22 protein-coding genes are annotated in these 23,866 nt (G+C 68.7%); 12 read left to right on the plus strand and 10 right to left on the minus strand.

The genetic code is table 11. The features are described from left to right. Window positions 1-214 precede the first annotated feature (214 nt). Genes BCM27_RS05280 through cydC form a run of 4 tightly spaced genes read left to right on the plus strand, consistent with a single transcriptional unit; the run spans window position 215 to window position 6,319 of the window. The gene (locus tag BCM27_RS05280) at window positions 215-1,798 is read left to right on the plus strand and encodes a cytochrome ubiquinol oxidase subunit I (RefSeq protein WP_004020919.1); all 1,584 of its coding nucleotides are present in this window, start codon (window positions 215-217) and stop codon (window positions 1,796-1,798) included. A 12-nt stretch (window positions 1,799-1,810) separates the two neighbouring features. After that, a complete protein-coding gene (gene cydB, locus BCM27_RS05285; RefSeq protein WP_004020918.1) occupies window positions 1,811-2,893 on the plus strand; it encodes a cytochrome d ubiquinol oxidase subunit II in 1,083 nt (360 codons plus the stop codon). Further along, a complete protein-coding gene (cydD, locus tag BCM27_RS05290) occupies window positions 2,890-4,617 on the plus strand; it encodes a thiol reductant ABC exporter subunit CydD (RefSeq protein WP_004020917.1) in 1,728 nt (575 codons plus the stop codon). Before cydB ends, cydD begins: the two co-directional genes overlap by 4 nt. Then, entirely contained in the window at window positions 4,607-6,319 is a 1,713-nt protein-coding gene (cydC, locus tag BCM27_RS05295) for a thiol reductant ABC exporter subunit CydC (protein WP_004020916.1), read from the plus strand. Before cydD ends, cydC begins: the two co-directional genes overlap by 11 nt. Window positions 6,320-6,515: 196 nt before the next feature. On the opposite strand, the gene BCM27_RS05300 is transcribed toward cydC, so the two are convergent. The 3 genes from BCM27_RS05300 to BCM27_RS05310 all read right to left on the minus strand — a co-directional run bounded on the left by BCM27_RS05300 (window position 6,516) and on the right by BCM27_RS05310 (window position 9,143). Continuing rightward, window positions 6,516-8,015 carry an aldehyde dehydrogenase gene (locus tag BCM27_RS05300; protein WP_004020915.1) on the minus strand — a complete coding sequence of 500 codons (1,500 nt, stop codon included), beginning with the start codon at window positions 8,013-8,015 and terminating at the stop codon, window positions 6,516-6,518. A 129-nt stretch (window positions 8,016-8,144) separates the two neighbouring features. Then, a complete protein-coding gene (locus BCM27_RS05305; protein WP_033205403.1) occupies window positions 8,145-8,780 on the minus strand; it encodes an LON peptidase substrate-binding domain-containing protein in 636 nt (211 codons plus the stop codon). Window positions 8,781-8,834: 54 nt separating this feature from the next. Continuing rightward, on the minus strand, window positions 8,835-9,143 hold the full coding sequence (locus tag BCM27_RS05310) for an antibiotic biosynthesis monooxygenase family protein (RefSeq protein WP_004020913.1): 309 nt from the start codon (window positions 9,141-9,143) through the stop codon (window positions 8,835-8,837). A 109-nt stretch (window positions 9,144-9,252) separates the two neighbouring features. Between BCM27_RS05310 and BCM27_RS05315 the strand changes: the two genes are divergently transcribed. After that, complete coding sequence (locus tag BCM27_RS05315; RefSeq protein WP_004020912.1) at window positions 9,253-10,074, plus strand: alpha/beta fold hydrolase; 822 nt, start codon at window positions 9,253-9,255, stop codon at window positions 10,072-10,074. A gap of 102 nt (window positions 10,075-10,176) precedes the next feature. Here the strand turns inward: BCM27_RS05315 and BCM27_RS05320 are convergent, their stop codons facing one another. Both BCM27_RS05320 and BCM27_RS05325 read right to left on the minus strand, forming a co-directional pair. Continuing rightward, window positions 10,177-11,148 (minus strand): hypothetical protein, encoded by a 972-nt coding sequence (locus tag BCM27_RS05320; protein ID WP_004020911.1) that lies wholly within the window; start codon window positions 11,146-11,148, stop codon window positions 10,177-10,179. 167 nt (window positions 11,149-11,315) lie between these two features. After that, window positions 11,316-12,209, minus strand: coding sequence for an HhH-GPD family protein (locus BCM27_RS05325; RefSeq protein WP_004020910.1), 894 nt, complete (start codon window positions 12,207-12,209; stop codon window positions 11,316-11,318). Here BCM27_RS05325 and BCM27_RS05330 point away from each other — a divergent pair. Next, window positions 12,208-12,861: a carbonic anhydrase gene (locus BCM27_RS05330; RefSeq protein WP_004020909.1), complete on the plus strand. Its 654-nt coding sequence runs from the start codon at window positions 12,208-12,210 to the stop codon at window positions 12,859-12,861. The genes BCM27_RS05325 and BCM27_RS05330 overlap by 2 nt on opposite strands. 175 nt (window positions 12,862-13,036) lie before the next feature. Beyond that, window positions 13,037-13,816: a hypothetical protein gene (locus BCM27_RS05335; protein WP_033205399.1), complete on the plus strand. Its 780-nt coding sequence runs from the start codon at window positions 13,037-13,039 to the stop codon at window positions 13,814-13,816. An 11-nt stretch (window positions 13,817-13,827) separates the two neighbouring features. Here the strand turns inward: BCM27_RS05335 and disA are convergent, their stop codons facing one another. After that, complete coding sequence (gene disA, locus BCM27_RS05340) at window positions 13,828-14,913, minus strand: DNA integrity scanning diadenylate cyclase DisA (protein WP_004020907.1); 1,086 nt, start codon at window positions 14,911-14,913, stop codon at window positions 13,828-13,830. Between the two features lie 99 nt (window positions 14,914-15,012). On the opposite strand from disA, the gene BCM27_RS05345 reads away from it, so the two are divergent. Beyond that, the gene (locus BCM27_RS05345) at window positions 15,013-15,561 is read left to right on the plus strand and encodes a PaaI family thioesterase (RefSeq protein WP_033205345.1); all 549 of its coding nucleotides are present in this window, start codon (window positions 15,013-15,015) and stop codon (window positions 15,559-15,561) included. Window positions 15,562-15,574: 13 nt separating this feature from the next. On the opposite strand, the gene radA is transcribed toward BCM27_RS05345, so the two are convergent. Next, window positions 15,575-16,954 carry a DNA repair protein RadA gene (gene radA, locus BCM27_RS05350; protein WP_004020905.1) on the minus strand — a complete coding sequence of 460 codons (1,380 nt, stop codon included), beginning with the start codon at window positions 16,952-16,954 and terminating at the stop codon, window positions 15,575-15,577. 83 nt (window positions 16,955-17,037) lie between these two features. After that, entirely contained in the window at window positions 17,038-17,721 is a 684-nt protein-coding gene (locus BCM27_RS05355) for a hypothetical protein (protein ID WP_004020904.1), read from the minus strand. Between the two features lie 435 nt (window positions 17,722-18,156). Here BCM27_RS05355 and BCM27_RS05360 point away from each other — a divergent pair, with 435 nt between their 5' ends. The 3 genes from BCM27_RS05360 to ispF are packed head-to-tail and all read left to right on the plus strand — an operon-like array spanning window position 18,157 to window position 19,833. Further along, on the plus strand, window positions 18,157-18,645 hold the full coding sequence (locus tag BCM27_RS05360; RefSeq protein ID WP_004020903.1) for a CarD family transcriptional regulator: 489 nt from the start codon (window positions 18,157-18,159) through the stop codon (window positions 18,643-18,645). A 31-nt stretch (window positions 18,646-18,676) separates the two neighbouring features. Beyond that, on the plus strand, window positions 18,677-19,366 hold the full coding sequence (gene ispD, locus BCM27_RS05365) for a 2-C-methyl-D-erythritol 4-phosphate cytidylyltransferase (RefSeq protein ID WP_004020902.1): 690 nt from the start codon (window positions 18,677-18,679) through the stop codon (window positions 19,364-19,366). Continuing rightward, complete coding sequence (gene ispF / locus BCM27_RS05370; protein WP_033205341.1) at window positions 19,366-19,833, plus strand: 2-C-methyl-D-erythritol 2,4-cyclodiphosphate synthase; 468 nt, start codon at window positions 19,366-19,368, stop codon at window positions 19,831-19,833. The genes ispD and ispF overlap by 1 nt, the downstream gene beginning before the upstream one ends. Here the strand turns inward: ispF and BCM27_RS05375 are convergent. Together BCM27_RS05375 and BCM27_RS05380 are read right to left on the minus strand one after the other, a co-directional pair. Further along, on the minus strand, window positions 19,830-21,062 hold the full coding sequence (locus tag BCM27_RS05375; RefSeq protein WP_004020900.1) for a nucleotide disphospho-sugar-binding domain-containing protein: 1,233 nt from the start codon (window positions 21,060-21,062) through the stop codon (window positions 19,830-19,832). The two genes, ispF and BCM27_RS05375, sit on opposite strands and share 4 nt — an antisense overlap. Then, window positions 21,059-22,414 (minus strand): non-ribosomal peptide synthetase, encoded by a 1,356-nt coding sequence (locus BCM27_RS05380; protein WP_004020899.1) that lies wholly within the window; start codon window positions 22,412-22,414, stop codon window positions 21,059-21,061. The genes BCM27_RS05375 and BCM27_RS05380 overlap by 4 nt, the downstream gene beginning before the upstream one ends. A 425-nt stretch (window positions 22,415-22,839) precedes the next feature. On the opposite strand from BCM27_RS05380, the gene BCM27_RS05385 reads away from it, so the two are divergent. Beyond that, window positions 22,840-23,799, plus strand: a complete 960-nt coding sequence (locus tag BCM27_RS05385) for an alpha/beta hydrolase (RefSeq protein WP_033205338.1) — start codon at window positions 22,840-22,842, stop codon at window positions 23,797-23,799. The last annotated feature ends 67 nt before the right edge of the window (window positions 23,800-23,866 follow it).

The following is a 23,866-nucleotide window of genomic DNA, read 5'->3' on the forward strand; positions in this document are numbered from 1 at the left end:
CCGACACCTGAGATCCGCGGCCTGGAGCACAGGCCCGAGCGGGTGAGAGGGAAGACACCGCTTCGAGCTGGTCAGCGGGACCTTTGGCGCTTGTTAAGGCCGGTGACCAGGCGTAACGTCGCGCCTACGGCTTACTACTACCTGTAGTAGTAGGTCCCGGCAGGTTTCGATCTGCCCCCGCAGCCCGGGGGCCGGCAACTCGATTCGAGGCGATATGGACGCTCTGGACGTCTCCAGATGGCAATTCGGGATCACGACCGTCTACCACTTCATCCTGGTGCCCCTGACCATCGGCCTCGCGCCGATGATCGCGGTGATGCAGACGGTGTGGCATGTCACCGGCAACGAGCAGTGGCTGCGCGCCACCAAGTTCTTCGGGAAGCTCTTCCTGATCAACTTCGCGCTCGGTGTCGCGACCGGCATCGTCCAGGAGTTCCAGTTCGGCATGAACTGGAGCGAGTACAGCCGGTTCGTCGCCGATGTCTTCGGCGCACCGCTGGCCCTGGAGGGCCTGGTCGCGTTCTTCCTGGAATCGACCTTCATCGGGCTCTGGATCTTCGGCTGGGACCGCTTGCCGCGCCGGGTGCACCTGGCGTGCATCTGGCTGGCGGCCATCGGCGTCAACGCCTCGGCGTACTTCATCATCGCCGCGAACTCGTGGATGCAGCACCCGGTCGGCGTCGTGTGGGATGACGAACGCGGTCGGCCCGCCATGAACGACTTCGTCGCGGTGCTCACCAACAACACGACCCTCGCGGCCTTCCCGCACGTCATCGCCGGCGCCTTCCTCACCGCGGGCACGTTCGTCGCGGCGATCGGCATCTGGTGGATGGCGCGGAACTCCTGGCGGGCCAAGAAGATCCGCGAGGCCGCCGAAACCGGCGACACCGGCGTGATCCCGGACAGCACGTCCCCGAGCCACGTCGGCGCGACGCCCGAAGCCCTCGAGAAGGACGCCCGCGACCTCTGGCGGCCGGTGACGAGACTCGCGCTGTGGGTGACCCTCGTCTCCGGCGTCGCCCTGTTCATCACCGGGGACCTCCAGGCGCAGATCATGTTCAAGCAGCAGCCGATGAAGATGGCCTCGGCCGAGTCGCTGTGTGAGACCGAGACGGGCCCGGGCTTCTCGGTCCTGTCGATCGGGCGCCAGAACAACTGCGACAACATCGAACACGTCATCGAGATCCCGAAGATGCTGTCCTTCCTCGCGAACCACGACTTCGACTCGACCCTGCAGGGTGTCGAGGAATTGCAGGAGCAGTACACCGAGGCCTTCGCAGGCCAGCCGAACGTCCCGGCCAACCAGAACTTCGCACCGAACCTCTTCGTGACCTACTGGGGTTTCCGGGCGATGATCACCTGGGCCCTCGGTTCGGTGGTCGTGGCCCTGGGCGGTCTGTGGTTCACCCGCCGCAAGCGGGTGGTCGAATCCAGACGCTTCGGCTTCATCGCCCTGCTGATGATCCCGACACCGTTCCTGGCCAACAGTTCCGGCTGGATCTTCACCGAGATGGGGCGTCAGCCGTGGGTGGTCGCACCCAACTGGGAGGACGATCTCGATCCGCTCCGGATCAGCATGCTGGTGCAGAACGGCGTCTCCAACCATTCGGCGAGCACGGTGTTGGTCACCCTGATCGGGTTCACGCTGCTCTACGGCGCACTCGGCGTCGTGTGGTTCATGTTGCAGCGGCGCTACGTCATCGAGGGCCCGGCCGCGCACGATTCGCGACCACCAGGCCACACCGACGACGACGAATCCGATTCCGATGAGCCCAAACAGCTCTCGTTCGCCTACTAGAGGAGCGTGATCATGAGTCTCGAAGAAATCTGGTTCCTGGTCATCGCGTTCCTGTTCGTCGGGTATTTCGTACTGGAGGGCTTCGATTTCGGCGTCGGAATGCTGATGCCGATCCTCGGATCGAGTCACACCGGTGGCGACGACAAGGTGGCCGCCGGCGATCCGGAGGCCGATCCCGACAAACGGCGCCGCGCGCTCCTCAACACCATCGGCCCGGTCTGGGACGGCAACGAGGTCTGGCTCATCACCGCGGGTGCGGCGCTGTTCGCCGCCTTCGGCGGTTGGTACGCAACCATGTTCAGTGCGTTCTACCTACCCCTGTTCCTGATCCTCATCGGCCTCATCGTGCGGGTGTGCGCGATCGAGTGGCGGGGCAAGATCAACAATCCCCGCTGGCGTATGTGGTGCGACATCGGAATCGGCCTGGGGTCATGGATTCCGGCGATCCTGTGGGGTGTGGCGTTCGCCAACATCGTGCGCGGGTTGCCGATCGACGCCGACGCCCAGTACACCGGTGGGTTCTTCAACCTCCTCAACCCGTACGCGCTCCTCGGCGGTGCGACCACCCTGCTCGCCTTCCTCACCCACGGCGCGGTGTTCATCTCGCTGAAGACCTCCGGTGTGTTGCAGGAGGATTCCGCTCGCTACGCCGCCCGGCTGGCCTGGCCGACACTGATCGTGGCCGCCGTGTTCCTGCTGTGGACCCAGTTCGCGTATGGCAACTCGTGGACGTGGATTCCGGTGCTCATCGCCGCCGTCGCCGCGGTGGGCATGGTGATCTCCACCCAGATCCGCCGGGAGGGTTACGCTTTCCTGTTCACCTGCATCGCGATCGCCGGCACGGTCGCCGCGCTGTTCGCCGTGCTGTTCCCGAATGCGATTCCGTCCACCCTGAATCCGGAGTGGAACCTCACCATCGAGAACACGGCGTCGAGCGACTACACACTCACGATCATGACGTGGGCGGCTGTGCTCATCACCCCGGTGGTGATGGGCTACCAGGCCTGGACCTACTGGGTGTTCCGCAAGCGGCTGTCGGTCGCGCACATCCCGGACCCGGCCGGACTCCCGTCGCTGCGAATCCCGAGCAAGTGAGTCGCACCGCCGGGCCCCCGGTCGATCCCCGGCTGCTGCGGTATTCGCCGACGACCCGCCGCTACATCGGGGTCACCGCCGCGTTCGCGGTTGTCGAGGTGATCGCGATCATCGTGGTGGCGGCGATGGTGGCCTCCATCGTGTCCGAACTGATCGTGTCGCCCGGAGCGCGGTCGTTCGCCGCGCAGGCGGCTCATCTCATGGTGCTCACCGGAGCCCTGGCGCTGCGGGCGGCGATGGCCTACGGGCACGACCGGTACGCGCACCGCGCCGCCGCGCGGGCGATCGCCGAATTGCGGGCCGAGGCCCTCGACGTCCTCACCGATCCGTCCCGCACCTCGCCGCGCTCGCTGACCGCGATCCGCGAACACGCGAGCACCGTCCTCCTGCGCGGACTGGACGCGCTGGGGCCGTACCTGTCGGGCTACCTGCCGGCCCTCGTCGCCGCGGCCATCCTGACCCCGGTCGTCACGGTGGTCATCGCATTCGCCGACTGGCCCTCGGCGCTGATCATTCTCGTCACCCTGCCGCTGATCCCGCTGTTCATGGTTCTCGTCGGGCTGATGACGCGAGATCGCACCACGCGCAAGCTGGCGACGATGAGCCGGCTGAGTGCGCAGCTCCTCGACCTCGTCGCGGGGTTGCCGACGCTGCGGGCGCTGAACCGGGCCGGTGCCCCGGCGCAGCGCGTCGGTGAACTCGGTGAGGCGCACCGCCGCAGCACGATGAGTTCACTGCGTGTCGCGTTCCTGTCGGGGGCCGTGCTGGAACTGCTCGCCACGCTCTGCGTCGCACTGGTGGCGGTGGGTATCGGACTGCGCCTGGTGTACGGCGAGATGTCCCTCTATGCAGGTGTTTTCGCGCTGATCCTGGCGCCCGAGGCATACCTGCCGCTGCGTCGCGTCGGGATGCAGTTCCACAGCTCGGCGGACGGCCTCACCGCTGCCGAGCAGGTCTTCGGACTCATCGCGCCGGCGACGGTCGGGTCGGTCCAGGCGGTGCCCGCCTCGGGGAGCCGGGGCGTCACCGTTGCCGGGCACCCGATCACGGTGCTCGACGTCGGGGTCCACGGTCGCGACGGGTGGGCGCCGGAATGCCTTCGCGCGACGATCGAACCGGGTTCGCTCACCGTGTTCACCGGGCCGAACGGGTCGGGGAAGTCGACGGTGCTGGCGGCGATGATGGGTCTGCTCGCCCCTGACGAGGGGTCGGTGCTGATCGGGTCCACCCCGGTCGCCCAGGTCGACCCGGCAGCCCTGCACGAACATATCGCCTGGCTGCCCCAGCAGCCGGTCGTCGTGCCGGGCACGGTCGCCGAGAACCTGGAACTGTTCGGTTCGTTGGATCGGGAGACCTTCGAGTCGGCCGCTGCGGCAACCGGTTTCGCAGACCTGATCGTCGAGTTGCCCGAGTGGCTCGACACGGTGCTCGGAACGGGTGGCGTCGGACTGTCCGCGGGACAGCGGCAGCGCCTTGCGCTGACCCGCGTCCTCGCCTCACCGGCACCCCTGCTCCTCCTCGACGAACCGACCGCCCATCTCGACGAGGCGTCCGAACGCGACGTGTTGGCCGCGCTCCGCGACCGTGCTCGTGCCGGAGACACGGTGGTCGTGGTCGCGCACCGGGGCGTCGCCCGCGAATACGCGGACCGGACGGTCGATTTCATGTCGGCCGCGAGCATGACGTCCGGCGGCGCGGCCGCGGAGGTGGATCATGCGCGATGATCCGTTGATCCGGGCCCTGGGGTTCCTCGGTCTGCGGTGGCGTCCCACTCTGGCCGCGCTCGCTCTCGGCGTCGGCGGTGCACTGTCGGCGCTGTTCCTCGCGGCGCTGTCGGCCTGGCTGATCACCCGCGCCTGGCAGATGCCGCCGGTGCTGTATCTGTCGGTGGCCATCACCGCGGTCCGGGCGCTGGGCATCTCACGCGGGGTGTTCCGCTACCTCGAACGGCTGGCGACCCACGACCTCGCCCTGGCGGCCATGGCCACTGCGCGTCAGCGGGTGTACGCGGCGCTGGCCTCGGGGTCACCGGGCTACTCGGTCACGCTGCGCCGCAGCGAGCTGCTCAACCGGACCGGGGACGACGTCGACGAGATCGGCAACGCCCTCATCCGGGGCCTGATCCCGATCGGGGTCGGTGCGACGACATCGGTTGCGGCGGTGCTGGTGATGGCCCTGGTGTCGGTGCCCGCCGCCGTCGTGCTCGCGCTCGCACTGGTCGTCAGCGGCGGCGTGGCACCCTGGCTCGCCGCACGCGGTGGTGCCCGGGCCATCCGGGACGGCGCACACGCCGCGTCCGAGGCGACGGAGGCCGCCACGACAACTCTGTGGCATGCCCCCGAGCTCGTCGTCGCACGCCGACGCCACGGTGCACTGGCCGCGGCCGCCGCGGCCGACCGCCGGCACCTCGACGCCACCGACCGCGGCATCCGGTGGCAGGCGTCCGCCGCAGCGGCGACGCCGCTGGCGCTCGGGGCATCACTCCTCGCAGCGTGTGTGATCGCCATCGAGTTGGCCTCGGGGACCACGGGTTCCCTCGCCGGGGTGAGCTCCGGAGAAGGGCTGACGCCGATGATCCTCGGTGTGCTCGTCCTGCTTCCGCTGTCGGCGTTCGAGTCCACCGCGCCGCTCACCGAGGCCGGACTACAGATCGAACGAAGCCGCCAGAGTGCCGCTCGGGTGATGGCGCTCGTCGACGGGGCGCGTGCCGGCGGTGTCGCCGAGGTGACCGACGCCGACATCCACCGCTCCCCGGTGCGCCTGGCCGCCACGGGAGTGCGCTGGGGGCACCCGGGCCGAGAGATCCTCGGTCCGGCAACAGGTGTGGACCTCGACCTGAACCCGGGCTCGCGCCTGGTCGTCACCGGCCCGAGCGGGGTGGGGAAGTCGACCCTGCTGCTGACCCTCGCGGGCCTGCTGCCGCCGGTGGCGGGTGAGGTCGCCGCCGTCGACGAAGCCGACCGATCGACGGTCGGGTTACGCTCGGCGTCCTGCTATTTCGCCGAGGAGGCACACATCTTCTCGACGACGGTCCGGGAGAACCTGCGCGTCGCCCGCGGGGACGTCACCGACGAGGAGATCGGCTCCGCGTTGATGGCCGTCGGCCTCGAGCGCTGGGCTGCAACGCTTCCCGACGGTCTCGACACCGTCCTCGCCGGTGGGGCCGATGCGATGAGCGGCGGGCAGCGGCGCCGGTTGCTCCTCGCCCGCGCACTTCTCCACCCCGCGCCGGTCGTCCTGCTCGACGAGCCGACCGAGCATCTCGACGAGGCGGATTCCGAACAGTTGCTGCGCCGACTCCTCGGGATCGAGCGCAATCTGTTCGGACCCGACCGCATCGTCGTCGTCGTGACCCACCAGCCGCCGGTCGACACCGGTGCGGCAGAGGTGCTCGAGCTGGTGGGCCGGCGCCTTTCTGCTCCCTGAGGCGCGAGCGAAGCGAGCCTCGAAGGGCTCGGAAACCTATGTCACCAGGCCCTTCGAGGCTCGTCGCTATCGCTCCTCGCACCTCAGGGACCAATGGTCAGCGGCTCTCTGCCTGTGGACGGGCCCGAGAACAAGAGCCGGGGCCGGACGCACAAGTCGTCCGGCCCCGGCTCCCCCCTGTGAGAGTTCGGGAGGTCTAATTCTCGGACACCTCGTATCCCATCGGCAGCATCGTCGACTTGTGTTCGAGGAAGGACTCGAGGCCTTCGCGGCCGTTCTCGCGGCCGATGCCGGAGTTCTTGTAACCGCCGAACGGTGACTCGGGATCGATGGCGTACCAATTGATCCCGAAGGTGCCGGTGCGGATCTTGGTGGAGATCTCGATGCCGCGCTCGACGTCGTTCGTCCACACCGTGCCGGCGAGGCCGTAGCTCGAGTCGTTGGCGATGGCGATGGCCTCGTCGACGTCGTCGTAGGCGATGACCGACAGCACGGGACCGAAGATCTCCTCCTGCGCGATGGCCATGTCATTGGTGACGCCGGTGAAGATCGTGGGGGTGAGGAAGTAGCCGGAGTCGAGTCCCTCGGGACGCTCGCTCTCGAGAACCGCGGTGGCCCCGGCCTTCTTGCCGAGTTCGACGTACTCTTCGACCTTGTTCCGCTGGTTCTCGGTGATCAGGGGTCCGAGCTGGGCCTCGGGATCGGACGGCAAGCCGACCTTCATCGCCTTCGCGGCATCGACCATCGCGGCGACGATCTCGTCCTGCCGGCTGCGCGGCACCAGGATTCGCGTCTGCGCGACGCACGCCTGCCCGGTGTTGAACAGGCCGAGGAAGGTCAGCATGAAGGCGTTCGCGGCGAGATCGACGTCGTCGAGGACGATGGCGGCCGACTTGCCGCCCAGCTCGAGCGAACACCGCTTGAGCGTCTGCGCACAGGCCGCGCCGATCGCCTTGCCGGCCGCGGTCGAGCCGGTGAAGGTGATCTTGTCCACGTCGGGATGCGCGACGAGGGCCTGTCCGGTCTCGGTACCGCCGGTGACCACCGAGATCGCTTCCGCCGGAACACCGGCCTCGATGAACAACTGGGCCACGTAGTTGCCGGTCATCGGGGTCTCTGGTGCGGGCTTGAGCACCACGGAACACCCGGCGGCGAGTGCGGCGCCCATCTTGTTGCAGGTGATGAAGAGCGGGACGTTCCAGGCGCAGATGGCGCCGACCACGCCGACCGGTTCGCGGGTGATCCGGGTCGTCCCGAACAGTCCGGTCCGGTACTCCTCCCACTGGTAGCCGCGGGCCGCGTTCGCGTAGGCGCGCAGCACGCCGGTGCCGGGGAGCTGCTGAAGGGTGCTGATCGCGCTCGGCGGCGCGCCCATCTCGGCGGAGACCAGCGCGGTGATCTCGTCTCCCCGCTCGTCGATCAGGTCGGCGACCCTGGCGATGATGTCGGCACGCTGTGCGGGCGGCGTCGAACTCCAGACCCCGGAGTCGAAGGCCGCGCGTGCGGTGCGAACCGCGGTGTCGACGTCCGTGGCGTCGGCGAGCGGTACGGAACCGACGCGTTCGCCGGTGGCGGGGGAGTGGACCTCGAGGGTCTCGGTGGAATGGGGGTCGACCCACCGGCCGCCGATGAGCAACTGGGGTTGGTCGCCCCCGCCGGTGAGAGTGGCGGGTTGGGACTCCACGGTCTCGGTCATTACGCGTGTGCTCCTCAGAGGACGGGGTCCTGCCCGGGCGCGAGCGGCCGACAGCCGCCGACGGACAGGTGTGAACTACGGCACACGCAATACTAGAACACGTTCTAACTCTGATGCCAGGGGTGGTCGTCAGGAACTGCCGAACGCCACCCTGGCCTCCATCCCCTGCATGACGTCGTCGAGGATCTCGATCTGGTCGGACGGGTCGTCGGCTTCGAGGATCCGTTGCTGGTCATGTGGCTGTCCCGCCGTCTGCGCCGCCCACCGGTGGATGGGCGAGAGGTCCGCGGCCCGGGGATCGGAGTCGATGAGGGCGAAGGCGGCGATGATCGGCTCGGGGTCCTCACCGGCGGCGCGGAACTTCCGCCGGATCAGCTCACGGTGTCGCTCGGCGAGGTCGCGCAGACGGGCCAGATCGGAGCGGCTCGGGGTCCGCTCGGGCAACACCGTGATGCGGGCGCGCGGATACGGATCGTCGGGCAGCCACTCCTCGACCCGGAACCGGCGGCGGCCGATCGCGGTCAGCGACGCGCGGCCGTCCGGCAGCCGGGCCGTGATCTCGGCGTGGGCCAGAGTGCCGACCCCGCATCGTGACTCACCGCCGCCGACCTCGGAACCGCGCTCGATCAACACCACCCCGAACCGGATCGTCGGCGGATCGGACGAGGTGTCGACGTGGTCGTCCAGCATCTGTCGGTAGCGCGGCTCGAAGATGCGCAACGGCAGTTCCGCGCCCGGCACCAACGCGGTGCCGAGCGGGAACATCGGCGCGACGAGGACCTCGCCGGCCGCCGGATCCACGGTCAGGGTCCGCTCGTCTCAGGCTTTGGGCCGCGCGTCGAGCACGACCTCGAACTCGAGCAGATCGGCGCCCGAGGCGACCGGCTTGGCGCGCTCCCCGGAATGCGCCTCGCGGGCCGGCCCCGCCGACCAGGCCTGGAAATCCTCCTCGGACTCCCATTCGGTGACGACGAAGTATCGGTCGTCGCCCTTGACGGGCCGCAACAGCTGGAATCCGAGGAACCCCTTGGAACCGTCCACCGAGTGGGCGCGATTGGCGAATCGCTTCTCCAGTTCGGGGCCGGCACCCTCGGGGACAGAGATGGCATTGATCTTCACAACAGACATGCGTCCACCATAGGCGCCGCGCAGGGGCGGTCGGGGCGAACATCGACACCGATGTCGACACCAGCGCCGGCGGTCGGTGTCACCACGCCTCTGCGACTACAGTTCTGGCATGTTCGACGGTGAGGTTCCGCAGGAGACCGGGCTCCGCGATCACGGCGGCCCCGACCTCGCCGACGACGCCCACGGTGCGTTCGAGCGCACGTCGCCGCCCATCGTCTTGCTGCACGGCCTGATGGGCCGCGGCCGCACATGGCGGCGTCAGGTCCCCTGGCTGCGCCGGTACGGTCGGGTGTTCACCTTCGACGCCGCCTTCCACACCGGGGCCGACGCCGAAGATCCCTGCGACGACCGCGAACTCGCGACCGAACGGTTCGTCGCCGACCTCGCCGAGGTGCTCACCTGGATCGACCGCGGGCCCGCGGTCCTCATCGGGCACTCGATGGGGGCCCTGCACGCATGGTGCACCGCGGCGGAGTATCCGGAACTGGTGGCCGCCCTGGTCGTGGAGGACATGGCGCCCGACTTCCGTGGCCGGTCGACGTCGAACTGGACCCCGTGGTTCGAATCCTGGCCGGATCGGTTCGCGTCGGAGTCCGAGGCCGTGGCGATGTTCGGCCCGATTGCCGGACGCTATTTCTTCGAGGCCTTCGACGACGGCCGGCTGCACGGCCGGATTCCGTTGTGGGCCGCGATCGCCGAGGAATGGGGCCGGCGCGACTTCTGGACCCAGTGGCGGTCGGTCGGCGTACCGACGCTGCTGATCGAGGCCGAACACGGGGTCACCCCGCCCGGACAGATGCGGACGATGTGCGCGGAGAACGACCATGCCCGCCACATCCGCGTGCCGGACGCCGGGCATCTCGTCCACGACGACGCACCGCAGGTCTATCGCGGCGCGGTCGAGGCATTTCTCTCCGGACTCGAACTCTGACACCTCGGTGCACAACGTGTTCTGGTGCACAACGTCGCCTGGCACAACGACATTCGGGGCGCACACGACGAATCGTGTGCGCCCCGAATCGGGTTGGGAGGATCAGGTCGGGTCGGCAGGCGCGATGGGGGCGCCGTTGAGCCGACGCCAGCAGTGCACGAGGAACAGCTGCGCGACCGGGGCCGCGACGATCAGGCCCACGTAGCAGACCAGTACGCCGACGAGGTTGATGGCGTAGGTGACCAGCAGGGTCAGGATCGAGTCGCCGACCTTCGACTTGGTCAGTTCGAAGGACGCCTTCATCGCGTTGATCGGCGAGAGGCTCTTGTCGATGGTCGCGACGACCGAGAACATCAGGAAGAACATCGCGATGATGCCGGGGATGATGCACAACGCGTAGCCGATCCCGGTGATGATGCCGACGAGGATCGCGGTTCCGATGACCGGGCCGAACCGGATCGGGGTGAGGAACGACTTCGCCGTCACCGGCTCACCGTTCGCGACCCGGACCGCGCCCGAGATGATGCTCGCCTGGATGTAGAGCAGCCCGATGAACAGCAGCGCGTAGATGAGGATCATCAGGATGGTTCCACCGGCGCTCAGCGAGGTCGTCTCGTAGGTGTAACCGCCGCCGAGATCGGTGGTCTCGGTCGTACTGAAGAGAGCCACGCCGAAGATCGCGAGCGCGATGACGACCGCGCCCAGCAAGAACACGGTGAGTCCGGGCAGGATCATCGCGCCGATGTTGTTCTTGAACTTGCCGAAAGCCCACGAGAACGCGGTGCCCACATCGATCTTGCCCGAATCGCCTGGTGCGCCGTAGGGGTCAGGGGCTCCGGGGTAGGACCCGGCGTCGCCGTACTGCGGGCCGCCGGGAGGCGGCGGCGGGGGTGCCTGGCCGTACTGGGGTTGCTGCGGCGGCTGCTGGCCGTACGGCGGCTGCTGTGGAGGCTGCTGCCCGTACTGGGGCGGCTGCGGTGGCTGCTGCCCGTACTGCGGCGGCTGCTGACCGGGGAAGCCGCCCGGCTGCTGCGGGTCCGGTGGCGGGACAGGGGGATACGGCGGCTGACTCATGGACCGGGACATTAGCAACTAAGTGACCCCGGCGGGAGACTATCTCTGAACGATCAAACGACTGGTCAATGATCGTGGCACGAATTATGGGTTCGCGGTGGCGGGTTCGCGAACCCGGACCTGGACAGACGTCCCAGAATCGTCGTCCGCGCGTCGACGGACCGGACTCATGCCTCGCCGGCCAGGCAGTACCGGCCGGTGACGGTGATCTCCACCAGTCCGTCCACGAGAAGCGAGTCCAGGGCACGGTCGCGCTGCGCGGTGTCGGAGGTCCACACGACGTCGAGGGCGGCGCGGTCGACCGAATCGTTCGAGTTGCGAAGGACGTCGAGGAGCAGTCCGCGTACCTGACGGTCGGTGCCGGCGAACTTCTGCACCCGGCGCGGTGGCCCGGAATGGGCCGGCCGGCCGAGTCCGACCCAGGTGCAGTCGACGAGAGGACAGTTGTCGCACTTCGGGTTTCGGGCGGTGCAGACGAGAGCGCCCAGCTCCATCAGTGCGGCCGAGAAGCGCGGGGCCGACGCGGCGTAGGTGCCGTCGGGGGAACGGGGGAGCAGGGCCTCGGCGTCGGCGAGATCCCGCCGCGACGGGTTCGCCGGCTGCTCCCGACCGTGGACCGCACGGACGATGACCCGCCGGACGTTCGTGTCCACGACCGGCACGGCCTGACCGTAGGCGAAGCAGGCGACCGCGCGGGCGGTGTAGTCGCCGATCCCGGGCAGGGTCAGCATCGTCTCGACGTCGTCGGGGACGCGGTCGCCGTGCTCGGCGGCGAGCACCTTCGCACACTCGTGGAGACGAAGCGCGCGGCGGGGGTAGCCGAGCTTGCCCCACGCGCGCAGGACCTCGCCGGCCGGTTCGGCGGCCATCGCCGAGGGGACCGGCCAGCGCCGTACCCACTCCTGCCAGGGTTCGACCACCCTCGACACGGGGGTCTGCTGCAACATGATCTCGCTGATGAGGATCTGCCAGCCGGTGCAGGACGGATCGCGCCAGGGGAGATCTCGTTCGTGGGTATCGAACCAACCGAGCAGACGGCCCGGTGGCACACTATTGGGCATGACCGCAAACACACCACGGGACGCGTGGCGCATCCTGCGCGACGGCAACGACCGATTTGTGACAGGTGAATCTCAGCATCCCAGCCAGGGTATCGAGGACCGCGCGCGACTCGTCGGGGGTCAGCATCCGCACGTCGTGCTGTTCGGCTGCGCGGACTCGCGGCTCTCCGCCGAGATCATCTTCGATCAGGGACTCGGCGACATGTTCGTCGTGCGGACGGCCGGCCACGTGATCGACTCGGCTGTTCTCGGCTCCCTCGAATACGCCGTCGAGGTGCTGCAGGTCCCCCTCATCGTGATCCTCGGGCACGACAGCTGCGGCGCGGTCAAGGCGACTCTCGATGCGCTCGACGACCTGCAGATCCCCGGTGGCTACATCCGTGACGTCGTGGAGCGTGTGACCCCCAGCATCCTCGCCGGTCGCAGTGAAGGGTTGACGCGAGTCGACGAGTTCGAGGCCCGCCACGTGGTCGAGACCGGCCAGCTGCTCATGCAGCGCAGCCGCATCATCGCCGACCGGATCAGCACCGGCCGCCTGGCGATCGTGGGCCTGACCTACCAGCTCAACGAGGGGCAGGTCAACGTCCAGGGCGTCTACGGCGACATCGGCGAGCGTCCGGCGCCCACCGCGGTGACCGCCGAATCCGCCTGACGCCGGCCCTTCGAGACGGCCCCTCCGCACGCTCCGGGGCCTCCTCAGGGGGCGGTGGTGGCGGCCAGGACCTGAAGGCGAACTCTAGACTTTGCCTGCTCCGGGCCGTTTTTCGGCTGCGACACGCCGCACGTGATCAGCCGGAAGTCAATACCCGGCCGTTAGCGTGGTGGGCGTGATCGAACCCCAGGGCCCGCTGCCACCCGAGATCTACTGGCGACGCCGCGCCGTCGCCGTGGGTGGTGCGGTGGTCGTGGTCGGTCTGGTCGTCGCATTGATCGTCTGGATGACGTCGGGGAGTGGAGATCCCCAGAACACCGCGGCCACGCAGAGTGTCTCGTCGAGTTCGTCGGCATCGTCGACGACGTCGGCACCACCCGCCTCGGAACCGCAGGCCGGTGGCGCCTCGGGCGAACCGGACGCCGGTGGCGGCTCGGGCGGGGGTGCCGGCGGTTCGGGTGCACCCGCCGGGCCGCCCGCCGGCACGTCGAGTCCCGTCGAATCGGCAAGCCCCGCAGGGGTCCCCGGAGGAGCCGCGGGTCCCGCGCTGTGCCCGGACCAAGCGATCTCGGTGGTCCTGTACACCGACAAGCCGACCTACACGATCGGGCAGAATCCGGTGTTCACCATCGTGACCACCAATGCCGGTCTGTCCGAGTGCACGCGCGATGTCGGCAAGGCCGTCCAGAACGTGATCGTGCGCACCCTGGACGGCACCCGGACACTCTGGTCGGCGCGCGACTGCTCGCCGCTCAACACCGTGAACAACGTCGTCCTCAAGCCCGCGCAGCAGGTCAAGGACACCATCACCTGGTCGGGCACCACGAGCAGCCCCGGCTGTGAGCGTCCGCGGACCCAGGTGCCCGCCGGGTCGTACTCGGCCATCGGCAAGATCGGTGAGCGGGAGTCGTTCCCGATCACGTTCAACATGGTGGCGCCTGCTCAGGAGCCCTGAGCGAGCCGCGACTAGTCGTAGCGTTCGATGCTGGTCTCGGCCAGCCGCGACAGACCTTCGCGGATGTGGCGGGCCCAGATGCTGCCGATTCCCTCGACCGCCTGCAGGTCGGCCGACGAACTCGCGAGCAGTGCCTGCAGCGTGCCGAAGCTGCGGACGAGCCGGTCGACATGCGCGAACTGCAGGCGTGAGATCCGGGCGAGCAGCCGGTAACCGCGAGGACTCATCGCGGTGTCCTGGGCCTCGATGGTGGTCGGGTACCCGAAGGCGCCGGCCAGCAGGGTCAGGTCGAGAAGGTCTGCGTCGCTGAGGTTCTCGACGACCTCGAGCGCCTGGCGGACATCTTCGGCGGTGGCCGGTTCCGGACTGGCGTAGTAGTCGCGGACGAGGAGTTCGCGCATGGTGTCGTTGTCGCTGATCAGTTCCTCGAGCTGCAGGCTGACCTGTCGGCCGTTGACGCCGAGTTCGAGGACGTACTCCTCGATCTCGACCGACACGCGCCGGACCATCTCCATCCGCTGCGCGGTCGACATGGCGTCGCGCAGCAGCACGTAGTCCTCGATCTCCGCACGGGAGAGAGCCGAGATCACCTCGTCCAGCCGCGCCTTGTACCGCTCGAGTGTGGCCAGGGCGACGTTCGCTCGGGACAGGATCGGGTCCGGGCTCTCGACGACGCGACGGGCCCCGTCGACGTACACGCTGACGATGGACATCGACGCGCTCACCGAGATCACCGGGTGACCGGTCTGGATGGCGGTTCGTTCGGCCGCACGATGGCGCGTGCCGGACTCCTCGGTCGGTATCGAGGGATCGGGGACCAGCTGGACGTTGGCGCGCACGATGCGCTTGCCGTCGGTCGAGAGCACGACCGCACCGTCCATCTTCGCCAGCTCGCGCAGTCGGGTGGGGGCGAATTCGACGTCGAGGTGGAAACCGCCGTCGCAGATCTTCTCCACGTCGGAGTCGTGTCCCAGCACGATCAGGGCGCCGGTGCCGCCGCGGAGGATGCGCTCGAGACCGTCGCGGAGCCCGGTGCCGGGCGCGACGCGCGCGACCGTCTCGCGCGTCAGCTCGGATCTCACCAACTCGGCGACCATGTCTCCCCTTCTCCGGACCTGTCTGCGGCGACCGGGCGTCGCCACCGGGCCACATGCCCCCTGACATCGGCCATTGCGATGTGACTAGGGTACCGGGGTGTGAAGAGCAGCAGTTTTGTGGTGCCCGACGAGCTGGACGAGGTGGAGCGCCACCCGAAGGCGGCGAAGGCGGGTGAACCCGTGCGGATGCACAACCCGACGTGCTTCGGCTGCGGGCCGGATTCACCGCAGGGACTGCACCTCGTCGTCCATGCCGGCGAGGGATTCACCGTCGACGCCTCGATGAAGGTCGAGACGCGGATGGAAGGCGGTCCCGGTGTCATCCACGGTGGCATCCTGAGTACCGCCTTCGACGAGGTGATGGGCACCATCCCGCTGCTGGTCGGGCCGTCCGGGGTGACGGTGCATCTCGAGATCGACTACCTCCGGCCGATCCCGGTGGGGTCGACATTGCAGTTCTCGGCCAACCTGCTGGGCCGGCAGCGCCGGAAGATCTACACCGAGGCGAGCGCCCACATCGGAGACCCGGAGAAGCCGGTGGCGACCGCACACGCGATCTTCGTGACGATCGATGTGCGCAAGCACTTCGCCGAGCATGTCGACAAGAGCTCGAGAGCCGAGGAGTACAAGAGCCGGATGTACCCGTAGGGCCGGCTCACCGTCAGAAGGGCGCGTCCATCGGATCGGCGGCGCGCAGGCCGACGGCGTCCCCGATGTTCCCGACGCGCAGCACCCGGATGCCCTTCGGTAGTTCCTCGTCGGTGGCCGCCGGGATGATCGCCTCCCGGAAGCCGAGTCGCTTCGCCTCGGCGAGCCGGCGGGCGACCGCCGAGACGCGTCGGACCTCGCCGCCGAGTCCGACCTCGCCGATGACGACCGTCGACTGCGGGATGGGCTGATTCTTCACCGTCGAGTACACGGCGAGAGCGATGGCGAGATCGGCGGCCGGCTCGGTCACCCGCATCCCGCCGACGGTGGACAGGTAGACCTCGCTCTTCGCGATCTGCTTCAGGCCCCCGCGTGCCTGCAGGACGGCCAGGACCATCGAGACCCGATTCATGTCCAGGCCGGACACTGCGCGCCGCGGGATGTTCATCTCGGTCCCGTTCGCCAGCGCCTGGACCTCGCCGACAAGGGCACGCTTGCCATCCATCGTCACCAGGGTGGCGCTGCCGCTCACGTCTGAATCGCGCTGGTGCAGAAAGATTCCCGACGGGTCGGGCACCTGGTGGATGCCGTCGTCGCGCTGTTCGAAACACCCCACCTCGTCGGCTGCGCCGAAACGGTTCTTGACGCCGCGGACCATACGCAGCGTCGAGTGCCGGTCACCCTCGAAGGCGAGTACGACATCCACGAGGTGCTCGAGCGACCGCGGCCCGGCCACCGCGCCCTCCTTGGTGACGTGACCGACCAGGATGACCGCGACCCCGCGATTCTTGGCCAGCGAGACCAGGGCGGTGGTGACGGCGCGGATCTGGGTGACCCCGCCGGTGACGCCGTCGGCCCCCGATGCGACGAGTGTCTGCACCGAGTCGACGATCATGAGCGAGGGGGCCACCGAGTCGACGTGGCCGAGGATGGTCGCGAGATCGGTCTCCGCCGCCAGATAGACATTCTGGTGAACCGCACCGGTGCGCTCGGCCCGCATGCGGACCTGCCCGGCCGACTCCTCACCGGTGATGTAGAGCGCGGTACGGCCCTGTCCGGCCCAGTGTTTGACGGCCTCGAGCAGCAGCGTGGACTTGCCGACGCCGGGCTCACCGGCCAGCAGGATGACCGAGCCCGGCACGACACCGCGGCCGAGGACCCGGTCGAGCTCGCCGATGCCGGTCGGTACCGCAGCCGACGATTCGGCGTCGACCTCGGTGATGCGCAGCGCCGGGCTCGACGGTGCGACCGCAGCCGTCGACCGTGACGACGTCGGGACGCCCGTGACCTCGCCGATCGTGCCCCACTCCCCGCACTCGGGGCATCGGCCCACCCATTTGGGGACCTGATGGCCGCAACCGGTGCAGCGGAAGGAGGACTTGGGTTTGGCCACCAGGTCAGCCTAGGTGGAGCCACCGACAAGACGAACGAGGCCCGGCGTGTGCCGGGCCTCGTTCGTCGAACGATCATGGGGTTCTAGTGGCCGCCTTCGCCGTGGCCCTCACCGTCGGCGCCGTGTTCGCCGGTGCCTGCGCCGGAGCCCTCTTCGGCGTGGCCCTCGTCGCCGTGGTGCTGGTTGTAGAACGTGGGCTCGGCGTTGCGCGCCACGTCCTGGCGTTCGAGCTCTGCGCCACCGTCGACCGGGGTGTCGACGGTGGTCTGTCCGGCATCGACCCAGCTGCCGTCGGCCTCGCGCTTCTCGAAGACGAACGTCAGCTCGGTGGTCAGACCCGCTGCGACCGTGTCGCCGGTGTTGTCCAGCTTCACACTCAGGCGCTTCTCGAACTCGGGATTGGCCCCGACCGGAGTGCCACCGCGGAGGGCCCCGTTGGGCGGGATGATGCGGTCGTCGGCCTCGGCGCCCTCGATGAAGGTGACCTGGCCCTCTTCGGGCTTGATCTCCTTGAGGCGGTAGTAGACCAGGGGATCGGCATTGGCGATCACGAAGGCGAGTTCGAACGGCCCGCCGTCACCGAAGACCGTGGACGCGTCGTTCTCGGGGTACAGGACCTGCACGTCGCGGAGCTGCAGTTCGTCGAGGTTGACGTTCGCGCCGTTCACCGCCGGCAGCTGATTGGCGGTCTGCGAGATCTGACCCGCGCCGCACCCGGTGACACCCAGGGCGACGGCGATGCCGATCGCGGCAACCGCGGTCACCATGCGAGATGGCCGAACCGCCGACCGCCGCGCGGAAAGTGAAAGCACTGACACCCGATCCTCCCAGGTCAAACGAAGCCGACATGCAGCGCGCGAAACCCTGCACTACGCAGCGTAGTGGGCGTGGTGCGGAAAAGTCCGGCCGGGTACCCGATTGGTTCGGCGCGCGCGTGTCCGGGACGGTCCGGCGACGCCGCCCCGAGGGTGGCCGGGCGGTCCGACGGGGGCCCGGGCAAGTGGTGCCGACGCGTCCCCGACGGCCTGCCGCGAAAGTCGTCCGTCGGGGCCTCCGGTGGGGTAGCCAACCCTCACCGCGCACCCCTCGCGACCTCGAAAGAGCCTGTCATGAAACGCGTTCACCGCGTTGACCTGCACCGTTGGGTGGGTGCCTCGGAACGCCCGTGCTAGACTGGCTCTACTCGAAAGGGGCAAGGAACATTGAATTTCAAAGTTGGCGACACCGTCGTTTACCCCCATCACGGTGCTGCTCGGGTCGAAGACATCGTGACCCGGACCATCAAGGGTGAGCAGATCGAATACCTTGTTCTCAAGGTTGCCGACGGTGACATGACCGTTCAGATTCCCTCGACGAAGCTCGAGTACGTGGGTGTTCGTGATGTGGTCGGCCAGGAGGGTCTCGACCAGGTCTTCCAGGTTCTGCGGGCCCCGCACACCGAGGAGCCGACCAACTGGGCTCGTCGGTTCAAGGCGAACCAGGAGAAGCTGATCTCGGGCGACATCATCAAGGTCGCCGAGATCGTCCGCGACCTCTGGCGTCGCGAGCAGGATCGTGGCCTGTCGGCCGGCGAGAAGCGGATGCTGACCCGCGCTCGTCGCGTTCTGGTCGACGAGCTGTCGCTCGCCCAGAACACCGACGACGAGAAGGCCACCAGCATGCTGGACGAGGTCCTCGCCGCCGCTTCCTGATCGCCGGTCGCATCTGGTACTGGAACTCTCAGTGACCCCCACGCCGGAGCGATCCGGCGCTGACGTGTGCGTGATCATCCCGGCCGCCGGGTCGGGGACCCGGCTCGGCGAGCCGGTACCCAAGGCCTTCGTCGATCTATGTGGCCGCACGATCATCGAACGGTGCGTCGAGAACATCCCCGCGGCGTTGGGGGCATCGGTCGTGGTCGTGGTGCCCGCCGACCTCATCGAGCGGGCTCGCATGCTGCTTCCCGGTGTCCGCGTCGTCGCCGGTGGCGCTCATCGGTCCGAGTCGGTGCGTGCCGGGATCTCCGCAGCCGGTGACGCAGGCATCCTGCTCGTGCACGACGCCGCCCGGCCGCTCACTCCCGCACGTGTCTTCGTCGACGTGGTGGACGCGGTTCGCTCCGGGCATCCGGCTGTCGTCCCCGCGATTCCCGTCGTCGACACCCTCAAACAGGTCGTGTCGGTCCCGGGCGGCCTCGAGCGCGTGACCCGGACCATCGACCGCGACGAGTTGCGCGCCGTCCAGACGCCGCAGGGTTTCACCCGCGACGCTCTCCTGCGAGCTCATGCCGATGCCTCTGGTCTCGCCACCGACGACGCCGGTCTCGCCGAGAGAATCGGAATCGACGTCCACCTCGTCCCCGGAGACCCACTTGCCATGAAGATCACCACACCCTGGGACCTGCGCATCGTGCGAGATGTGGTGGGTCGATGATGCGGGTCGGCATCGGAACCGACGCCCACCGTGTCGACCCGTCCGCCCAGTGCTGGATGGTCGGCCTGAATTTTCCCGACGAACCCGGGTGCGAAGGGCACTCCGACGGTGATGTCGGTGCGCACGCGCTGTGCGACGCGGTGCTCTCGGCCGCGGGTCTCGGCGACGTGGGTTCGGTCTTCGGGACCGGTCGTCCGGAGTGGGAGGGTGTCTCGGGCGTGCAGATGCTCACCCATGTACGAACGCTCGTCGAGGCGGAGGGACTGCGCGTCGTGAACGCGGCCGTCCAGGTCGTGGGCAACCGACCCAAGATCGGGCCGCGCCGCGCCGAGGCGCAACAGGTGCTCTCCGACGCGCTCGGCGGACCGGTCTCGGTGTCGGCGACGACCACCGACGGGCTGGGCATGACCGGCCGCGGCGAGGGCATCGCCGCGGTGGCGACCGCCCTGCTGGACGCCGCGGGCTAACCCGCCGCGGCCAGGAGGATGTCGCAGGCCCGGTCGACCGCCGCGGCCGGCGGGGTCAGGCGTCGGGCCAGCCGAGCGGCGCCTGCCGCGATCGCGGGATCGGTGAGCGGGTCGAGATCGTCCGGACCGAATCGGGCGAGACGATTGCCCGCTCCGGCGTTCGCTCTGCGCAGGGCGGCCGCCCACATCGGCTGGTCGGCACTCAGCCAGGCGATGACCGATGGGATTCCCGCCCGGGTCGCAGCCGCTGTGGTGCCCGCACCACCGTGATGGACCGCGCCGCGGCATCGCGGCAGCAGGACTTCGTGGTCGACGGGGCCGGCGACATGCAGAAGTCGATCGTCCTGTGGCAGCTCGTGTTCGGTGTGCCCGATCACGCGGAGGCCGCGACCGAGGAGGGTCGTCACGATGCCGGCGATCTGCTCGTCGGTGATCTTCATGCTGCCGAAACCGACGTAGACAGGCGGCTCGCCGTCGGCGATCCAGTCCAGTGCGGACCCCGTGGCGTCGGTGCCGGCCGACATCGCGTGACGGGTCGCGGTGTCGGGCAACAGGAATCCGACGAGCGGACGTTGCGTACCCCATTCCGCGGCGAGGCCGCCGAAGAGTGCGGCGTCGTACGCCTGGATCTCCGGCACGCCCCGAGCCCGAAGTCGGCTTCCCAGTGGGCCTTTTGCCGCCGGGAGACCCAGCTCGTCGCGAAGGCGTCGATCCGCCCCGCGGACTGTCAGCCAGTACGTCCGGTCGGCGAGCAGCCACATCGCCCGCGAGACCGGTCGGGGATACGGGCGGTAGCGAACGTCGAGACTCCCGTTGGGGCGCAATGGGCAATAGTGCAACGGCACGAAGGGGATTCCGCGACTCTGGGCGATCGCCTCGCCACGGTCCTGGGCGAGGGGGCCGGTCAGCAGCAGATCCGAGGCGTCGGCGAGTTCGGCCATCACCCGCTCGGATGTCGCGCGTCCGTGTTCGGCGACTTCGCCGAGTGCCCGCAGGCGCACGCGCGGATTCTTCGACTTCAGACGCTCTTTCACCAGGGGACTGGCCAGGAGTTCAGCGGTGGAGGGGGCGAGGACCTGCGTCGGCAGGCCCGAGGCAGCGGTCATGGTGACCAGGTCCTCCGGCACGGCGAGCCGTACCTCGTGTCCGCGTCGGGTGAGTTCGGCACCGAGGGCGATGGCCGGCTGGATGTCCCCGCGGCTGCCGTGCACCGCAAAAGCGAACCTCATGCGCCCCAGGACTTTCCGGAGATGCCCCAGGCGGCGAGCTCGTCGGTGACGAGGGTCCGCAGGGATGCGGTGTCGGGAATGCGGACCGGGTCGAGAGAGCTGACGCTGAACATCACATGGTCGTCGTTGAACGCGAGCCACCCGCTGATGCCGCCCTTGCGATCCCGCAGCCGTGCCGGGTCACCGGTGGCGGTGATCGCCCGGATCGACAGTGCCCCGGGCGTTCCGGTGCCGAGGGTCGCGAACTCGTCGGGTGCCTGGCCGACGTTCGATGCCAGACACAGCGGCGTGGTCACGTTCGATGCGAGGCGTCGTGTGATCGGCTTGCTCAGCGCCTGCAGCACGACGGCCCGTTGCGCAACGGCGCCCGAGTTCGCGGCCAGTCGTCCGTAGGCGTCCTTGCAGGCGGTGCGCACCGCGGTGAGGTCGTCGTAGCGTTGCGGGTCCACCTCGACGAAAGCCGTTGCGCCCGAGCTGGCGTTCGCGCGCCGGTCATCGAGCGTCCGGGACGAGACGGGTAGCGACACCGGGACGACGTCACCGGGCGACACCCGGCCGCTGCGTTCCAGGACGCCGACCATGAGAGCGGCGAACAGGCTGTTGTCGGTGCCGCCCCGCGTCTTGGCCGCCGCGGTGTAATCCGCCTGCGGGATCAGGATCGTGACGTTCGGTGCGGTCTCGGCGTCGGAGACGTCGGTCCCGGGTGACGGCCGACCGGTCACGCGCACCGGCGACGCCGGCGGGGCGGAGCGACTCGCGCGCCAGATCCGCACCGCGGTCCGGCCGGCGGTCCACAACAGATCGGCGGCATCCCGGACGTCGGAGACGAGGCCGGGTTCGGCACCGGGGACATAGTCGAGGCCGTGGATGGCCTCGATGACCGCCACCGCGCCGGTCCCGCCGTCGGCGATGACGTGGGAGATGATCAGCGAGACCAGCACGGAGTCGTCGGCGGCGGCTCGTGCGACGACTAGCCGCCAGGCCGGCCCCTTCTCGAAGTCGAGCGGCGCGTCGGCCTGGGTCCGGCCCCATGCCTCTTCGTCGCCTGCGGGTACCGGGTCGTCCTGCACCTCGACCGCACCGGCTTCCGGGGTGTAGCGCCAATACGCGCGGCCGGGCCCTCGATGTCGTGTGACGAGCCGGCTCAGGCGTCCGTATCGCAGCTTCTGGCCCAGCGCGGTGATGGTGTCGACATCGACGGAGCCCGGAAACCGCCACAGTGTCTGATTCACGACGGGAAGACCGAGGACGACATCCATCCGGACGAAGAGGTCGTCATCGGCCGTCAGCCGGTCGACGACGGGTCTGGGCGACGACTGTTCGTCGTGGCGGACCAGCGATGCGAAGTTCATGTCTGCCCTGCTGTTGATGGATGCACGCCGTTGGTGATGCACGTCGGCGTCGGTCGAGGTCGGTCCCGGCGTCCGGGCCATGCTAAGGTAAGCCAACCCTAGGCCAGGCGACGGGTGTCGACAGCGCCCCGGACGCCGCAGGCTTCTTACCACAGGTCGCACTGCGTCACTTGACTCGCGATCGTTGAGGAGCGGTTTGCTAGTACACGATTAGCTTGCCGAACTATCAATTCGGGTTCGATCCGGTTACTGTCGTGACCATCGTGAGACCCGCCGGGGTGCTGCCATGACATCTGTCAGCCCCGAAAGCCTTGTCAGAAGATGACTTTCCCGCAGAACTCGGAGGACGCGACGACATGACGGGTATTTCCCGCCGAACAACTCATCGCCGCGGAACACAGCGCACCTTCTTCACTGTCGCAGCCATGACGGCGGCGCTCGGTGTCGCCGGTTCGCTCGTCGCCGCCGCCCCGGCGACAGCGGCGCCGGAACGCCCCGTGATCGAGCGGTCCGTCCCCGACGGTCCCCACACGCATCTTCTCGACGTGTACTCCGCCGCGATGGACAAGACGATCAAGGTGCAGGTCGTGACGCCACGCACCGGAACCGGGCCGCGCCCGTCGCTCTATCTGCTCGGCGGTCTCAACGAAGAGGACCCGAACAACAGCATCTGGACACTCAAGACCGACGTGGCCGGGTTCTACGCCGACAAGAACGTCAACGTCGTCATGCCCATCGCGGGTGACGGCAGCTTCTACACCGACTGGCAACGCGACGACCCGGCGCTCGGGCGCTACAAGTGGGAGACATTTCTCACGCGGGAACTGCCGTCCCTGATCGACGAGCGCTTCGACGGCAACGGTGTCCGCGGGATCGCCGGTCTGTCCATGGGTGCCGGTGCCGCGCTTGTACTCGCGGTCCGCAACCCGGGCTTCTACGACGCGGTGGCGGCCTACAGCGGCTGCTTCACCACCACGGGTCCGGCCGGTCAGGCCTACCCCCGGGGGATCGTGGCAGCCTTCGGCGGCAACGCCGACAACATGTGGGGCCCGCCGGGCGATCCGGCCTGGGCCGAGCACGACGTCGTCGCCAAGGCGGCCAACCTGCGCGGGTCGACGGTCTACGTCTTCACCGGTACGGGCCGCGCCGGCCGGTACGACGCGCCGGGTTACCCGGGCAACGAGAACCCGACCGACCGCCAGGTCATCGGCGGCGCCATCGAAGTCGGCTCCCTCTGGTGCACGCAGCAATTGGACGCCCGGCTCGATCAGCTGAACGTGCCGGCGACCATCCGCTACGTCGACCCCGGCACGCATTCGTGGCCCTACTGGGTCGATCAGCAACGCGAGAGCTGGCCGACCCTCCGACGCGGACTGGGTCTGTGAACTCCCCGTACCGCACGCACTCCTGAACACATCCGAACACCCGCGCCGATGGCGCACGTAGACGACA

Origin of the sequence: Gordonia terrae, assembly GCF_001698225.1 — a bacterium.
Taxonomy (GTDB): Bacteria; Actinomycetota; Actinomycetes; order Mycobacteriales; family Mycobacteriaceae; genus Gordonia; species Gordonia terrae.

Excerpts from the sequence above, each read along its gene's own strand:
- BCM27_RS05280 (WP_004020919.1), top strand. The coding sequence starts at position 215 with ATGGACGCTCTGGACGTCTCCAGATGGCAATTCGGGATCACGACCGTC.
- cydB (WP_004020918.1), top strand. The coding sequence starts at position 1,811 with ATGAGTCTCGAAGAAATCTGGTTCCTGGTCATCGCGTTCCTGTTCGTC.
- cydC (WP_004020916.1), top strand. The coding sequence starts at position 4,607 with ATGCGCGATGATCCGTTGATCCGGGCCCTGGGGTTCCTCGGTCTGCGG.
- BCM27_RS05300 (WP_004020915.1), bottom strand. The coding sequence starts at position 8,015 with ATGACCGAGACCGTGGAGTCCCAACCCGCCACTCTCACCGGCGGGGGC.
- BCM27_RS05305 (WP_033205403.1), bottom strand. The coding sequence starts at position 8,780 with ATGTTCCCGCTCGGCACCGCGTTGGTGCCGGGCGCGGAACTGCCGTTG.
- BCM27_RS05310 (WP_004020913.1), bottom strand. The coding sequence starts at position 9,143 with ATGTCTGTTGTGAAGATCAATGCCATCTCTGTCCCCGAGGGTGCCGGC.
- BCM27_RS05315 (WP_004020912.1), top strand. The coding sequence starts at position 9,253 with ATGTTCGACGGTGAGGTTCCGCAGGAGACCGGGCTCCGCGATCACGGC.
- BCM27_RS05320 (WP_004020911.1), bottom strand. The coding sequence starts at position 11,148 with ATGAGTCAGCCGCCGTATCCCCCTGTCCCGCCACCGGACCCGCAGCAG.
- BCM27_RS05330 (WP_004020909.1), top strand. The coding sequence starts at position 12,208 with ATGACCGCAAACACACCACGGGACGCGTGGCGCATCCTGCGCGACGGC.
- BCM27_RS05325 (WP_004020910.1), bottom strand. The coding sequence starts at position 12,209 with ATGCCCAATAGTGTGCCACCGGGCCGTCTGCTCGGTTGGTTCGATACC.
- disA (WP_004020907.1), bottom strand. The coding sequence starts at position 14,913 with ATGGTCGCCGAGTTGGTGAGATCCGAGCTGACGCGCGAGACGGTCGCG.
- BCM27_RS05355 (WP_004020904.1), bottom strand. The coding sequence starts at position 17,721 with ATGGTGACCGCGGTTGCCGCGATCGGCATCGCCGTCGCCCTGGGTGTC.
- ispF (WP_033205341.1), top strand. The coding sequence starts at position 19,366 with ATGCGGGTCGGCATCGGAACCGACGCCCACCGTGTCGACCCGTCCGCC.
- BCM27_RS05375 (WP_004020900.1), bottom strand. The coding sequence starts at position 21,062 with ATGAGGTTCGCTTTTGCGGTGCACGGCAGCCGCGGGGACATCCAGCCG.
- BCM27_RS05380 (WP_004020899.1), bottom strand. The coding sequence starts at position 22,414 with ATGAACTTCGCATCGCTGGTCCGCCACGACGAACAGTCGTCGCCCAGA.
- BCM27_RS05385 (WP_033205338.1), top strand. The coding sequence starts at position 22,840 with ATGACGGCGGCGCTCGGTGTCGCCGGTTCGCTCGTCGCCGCCGCCCCG.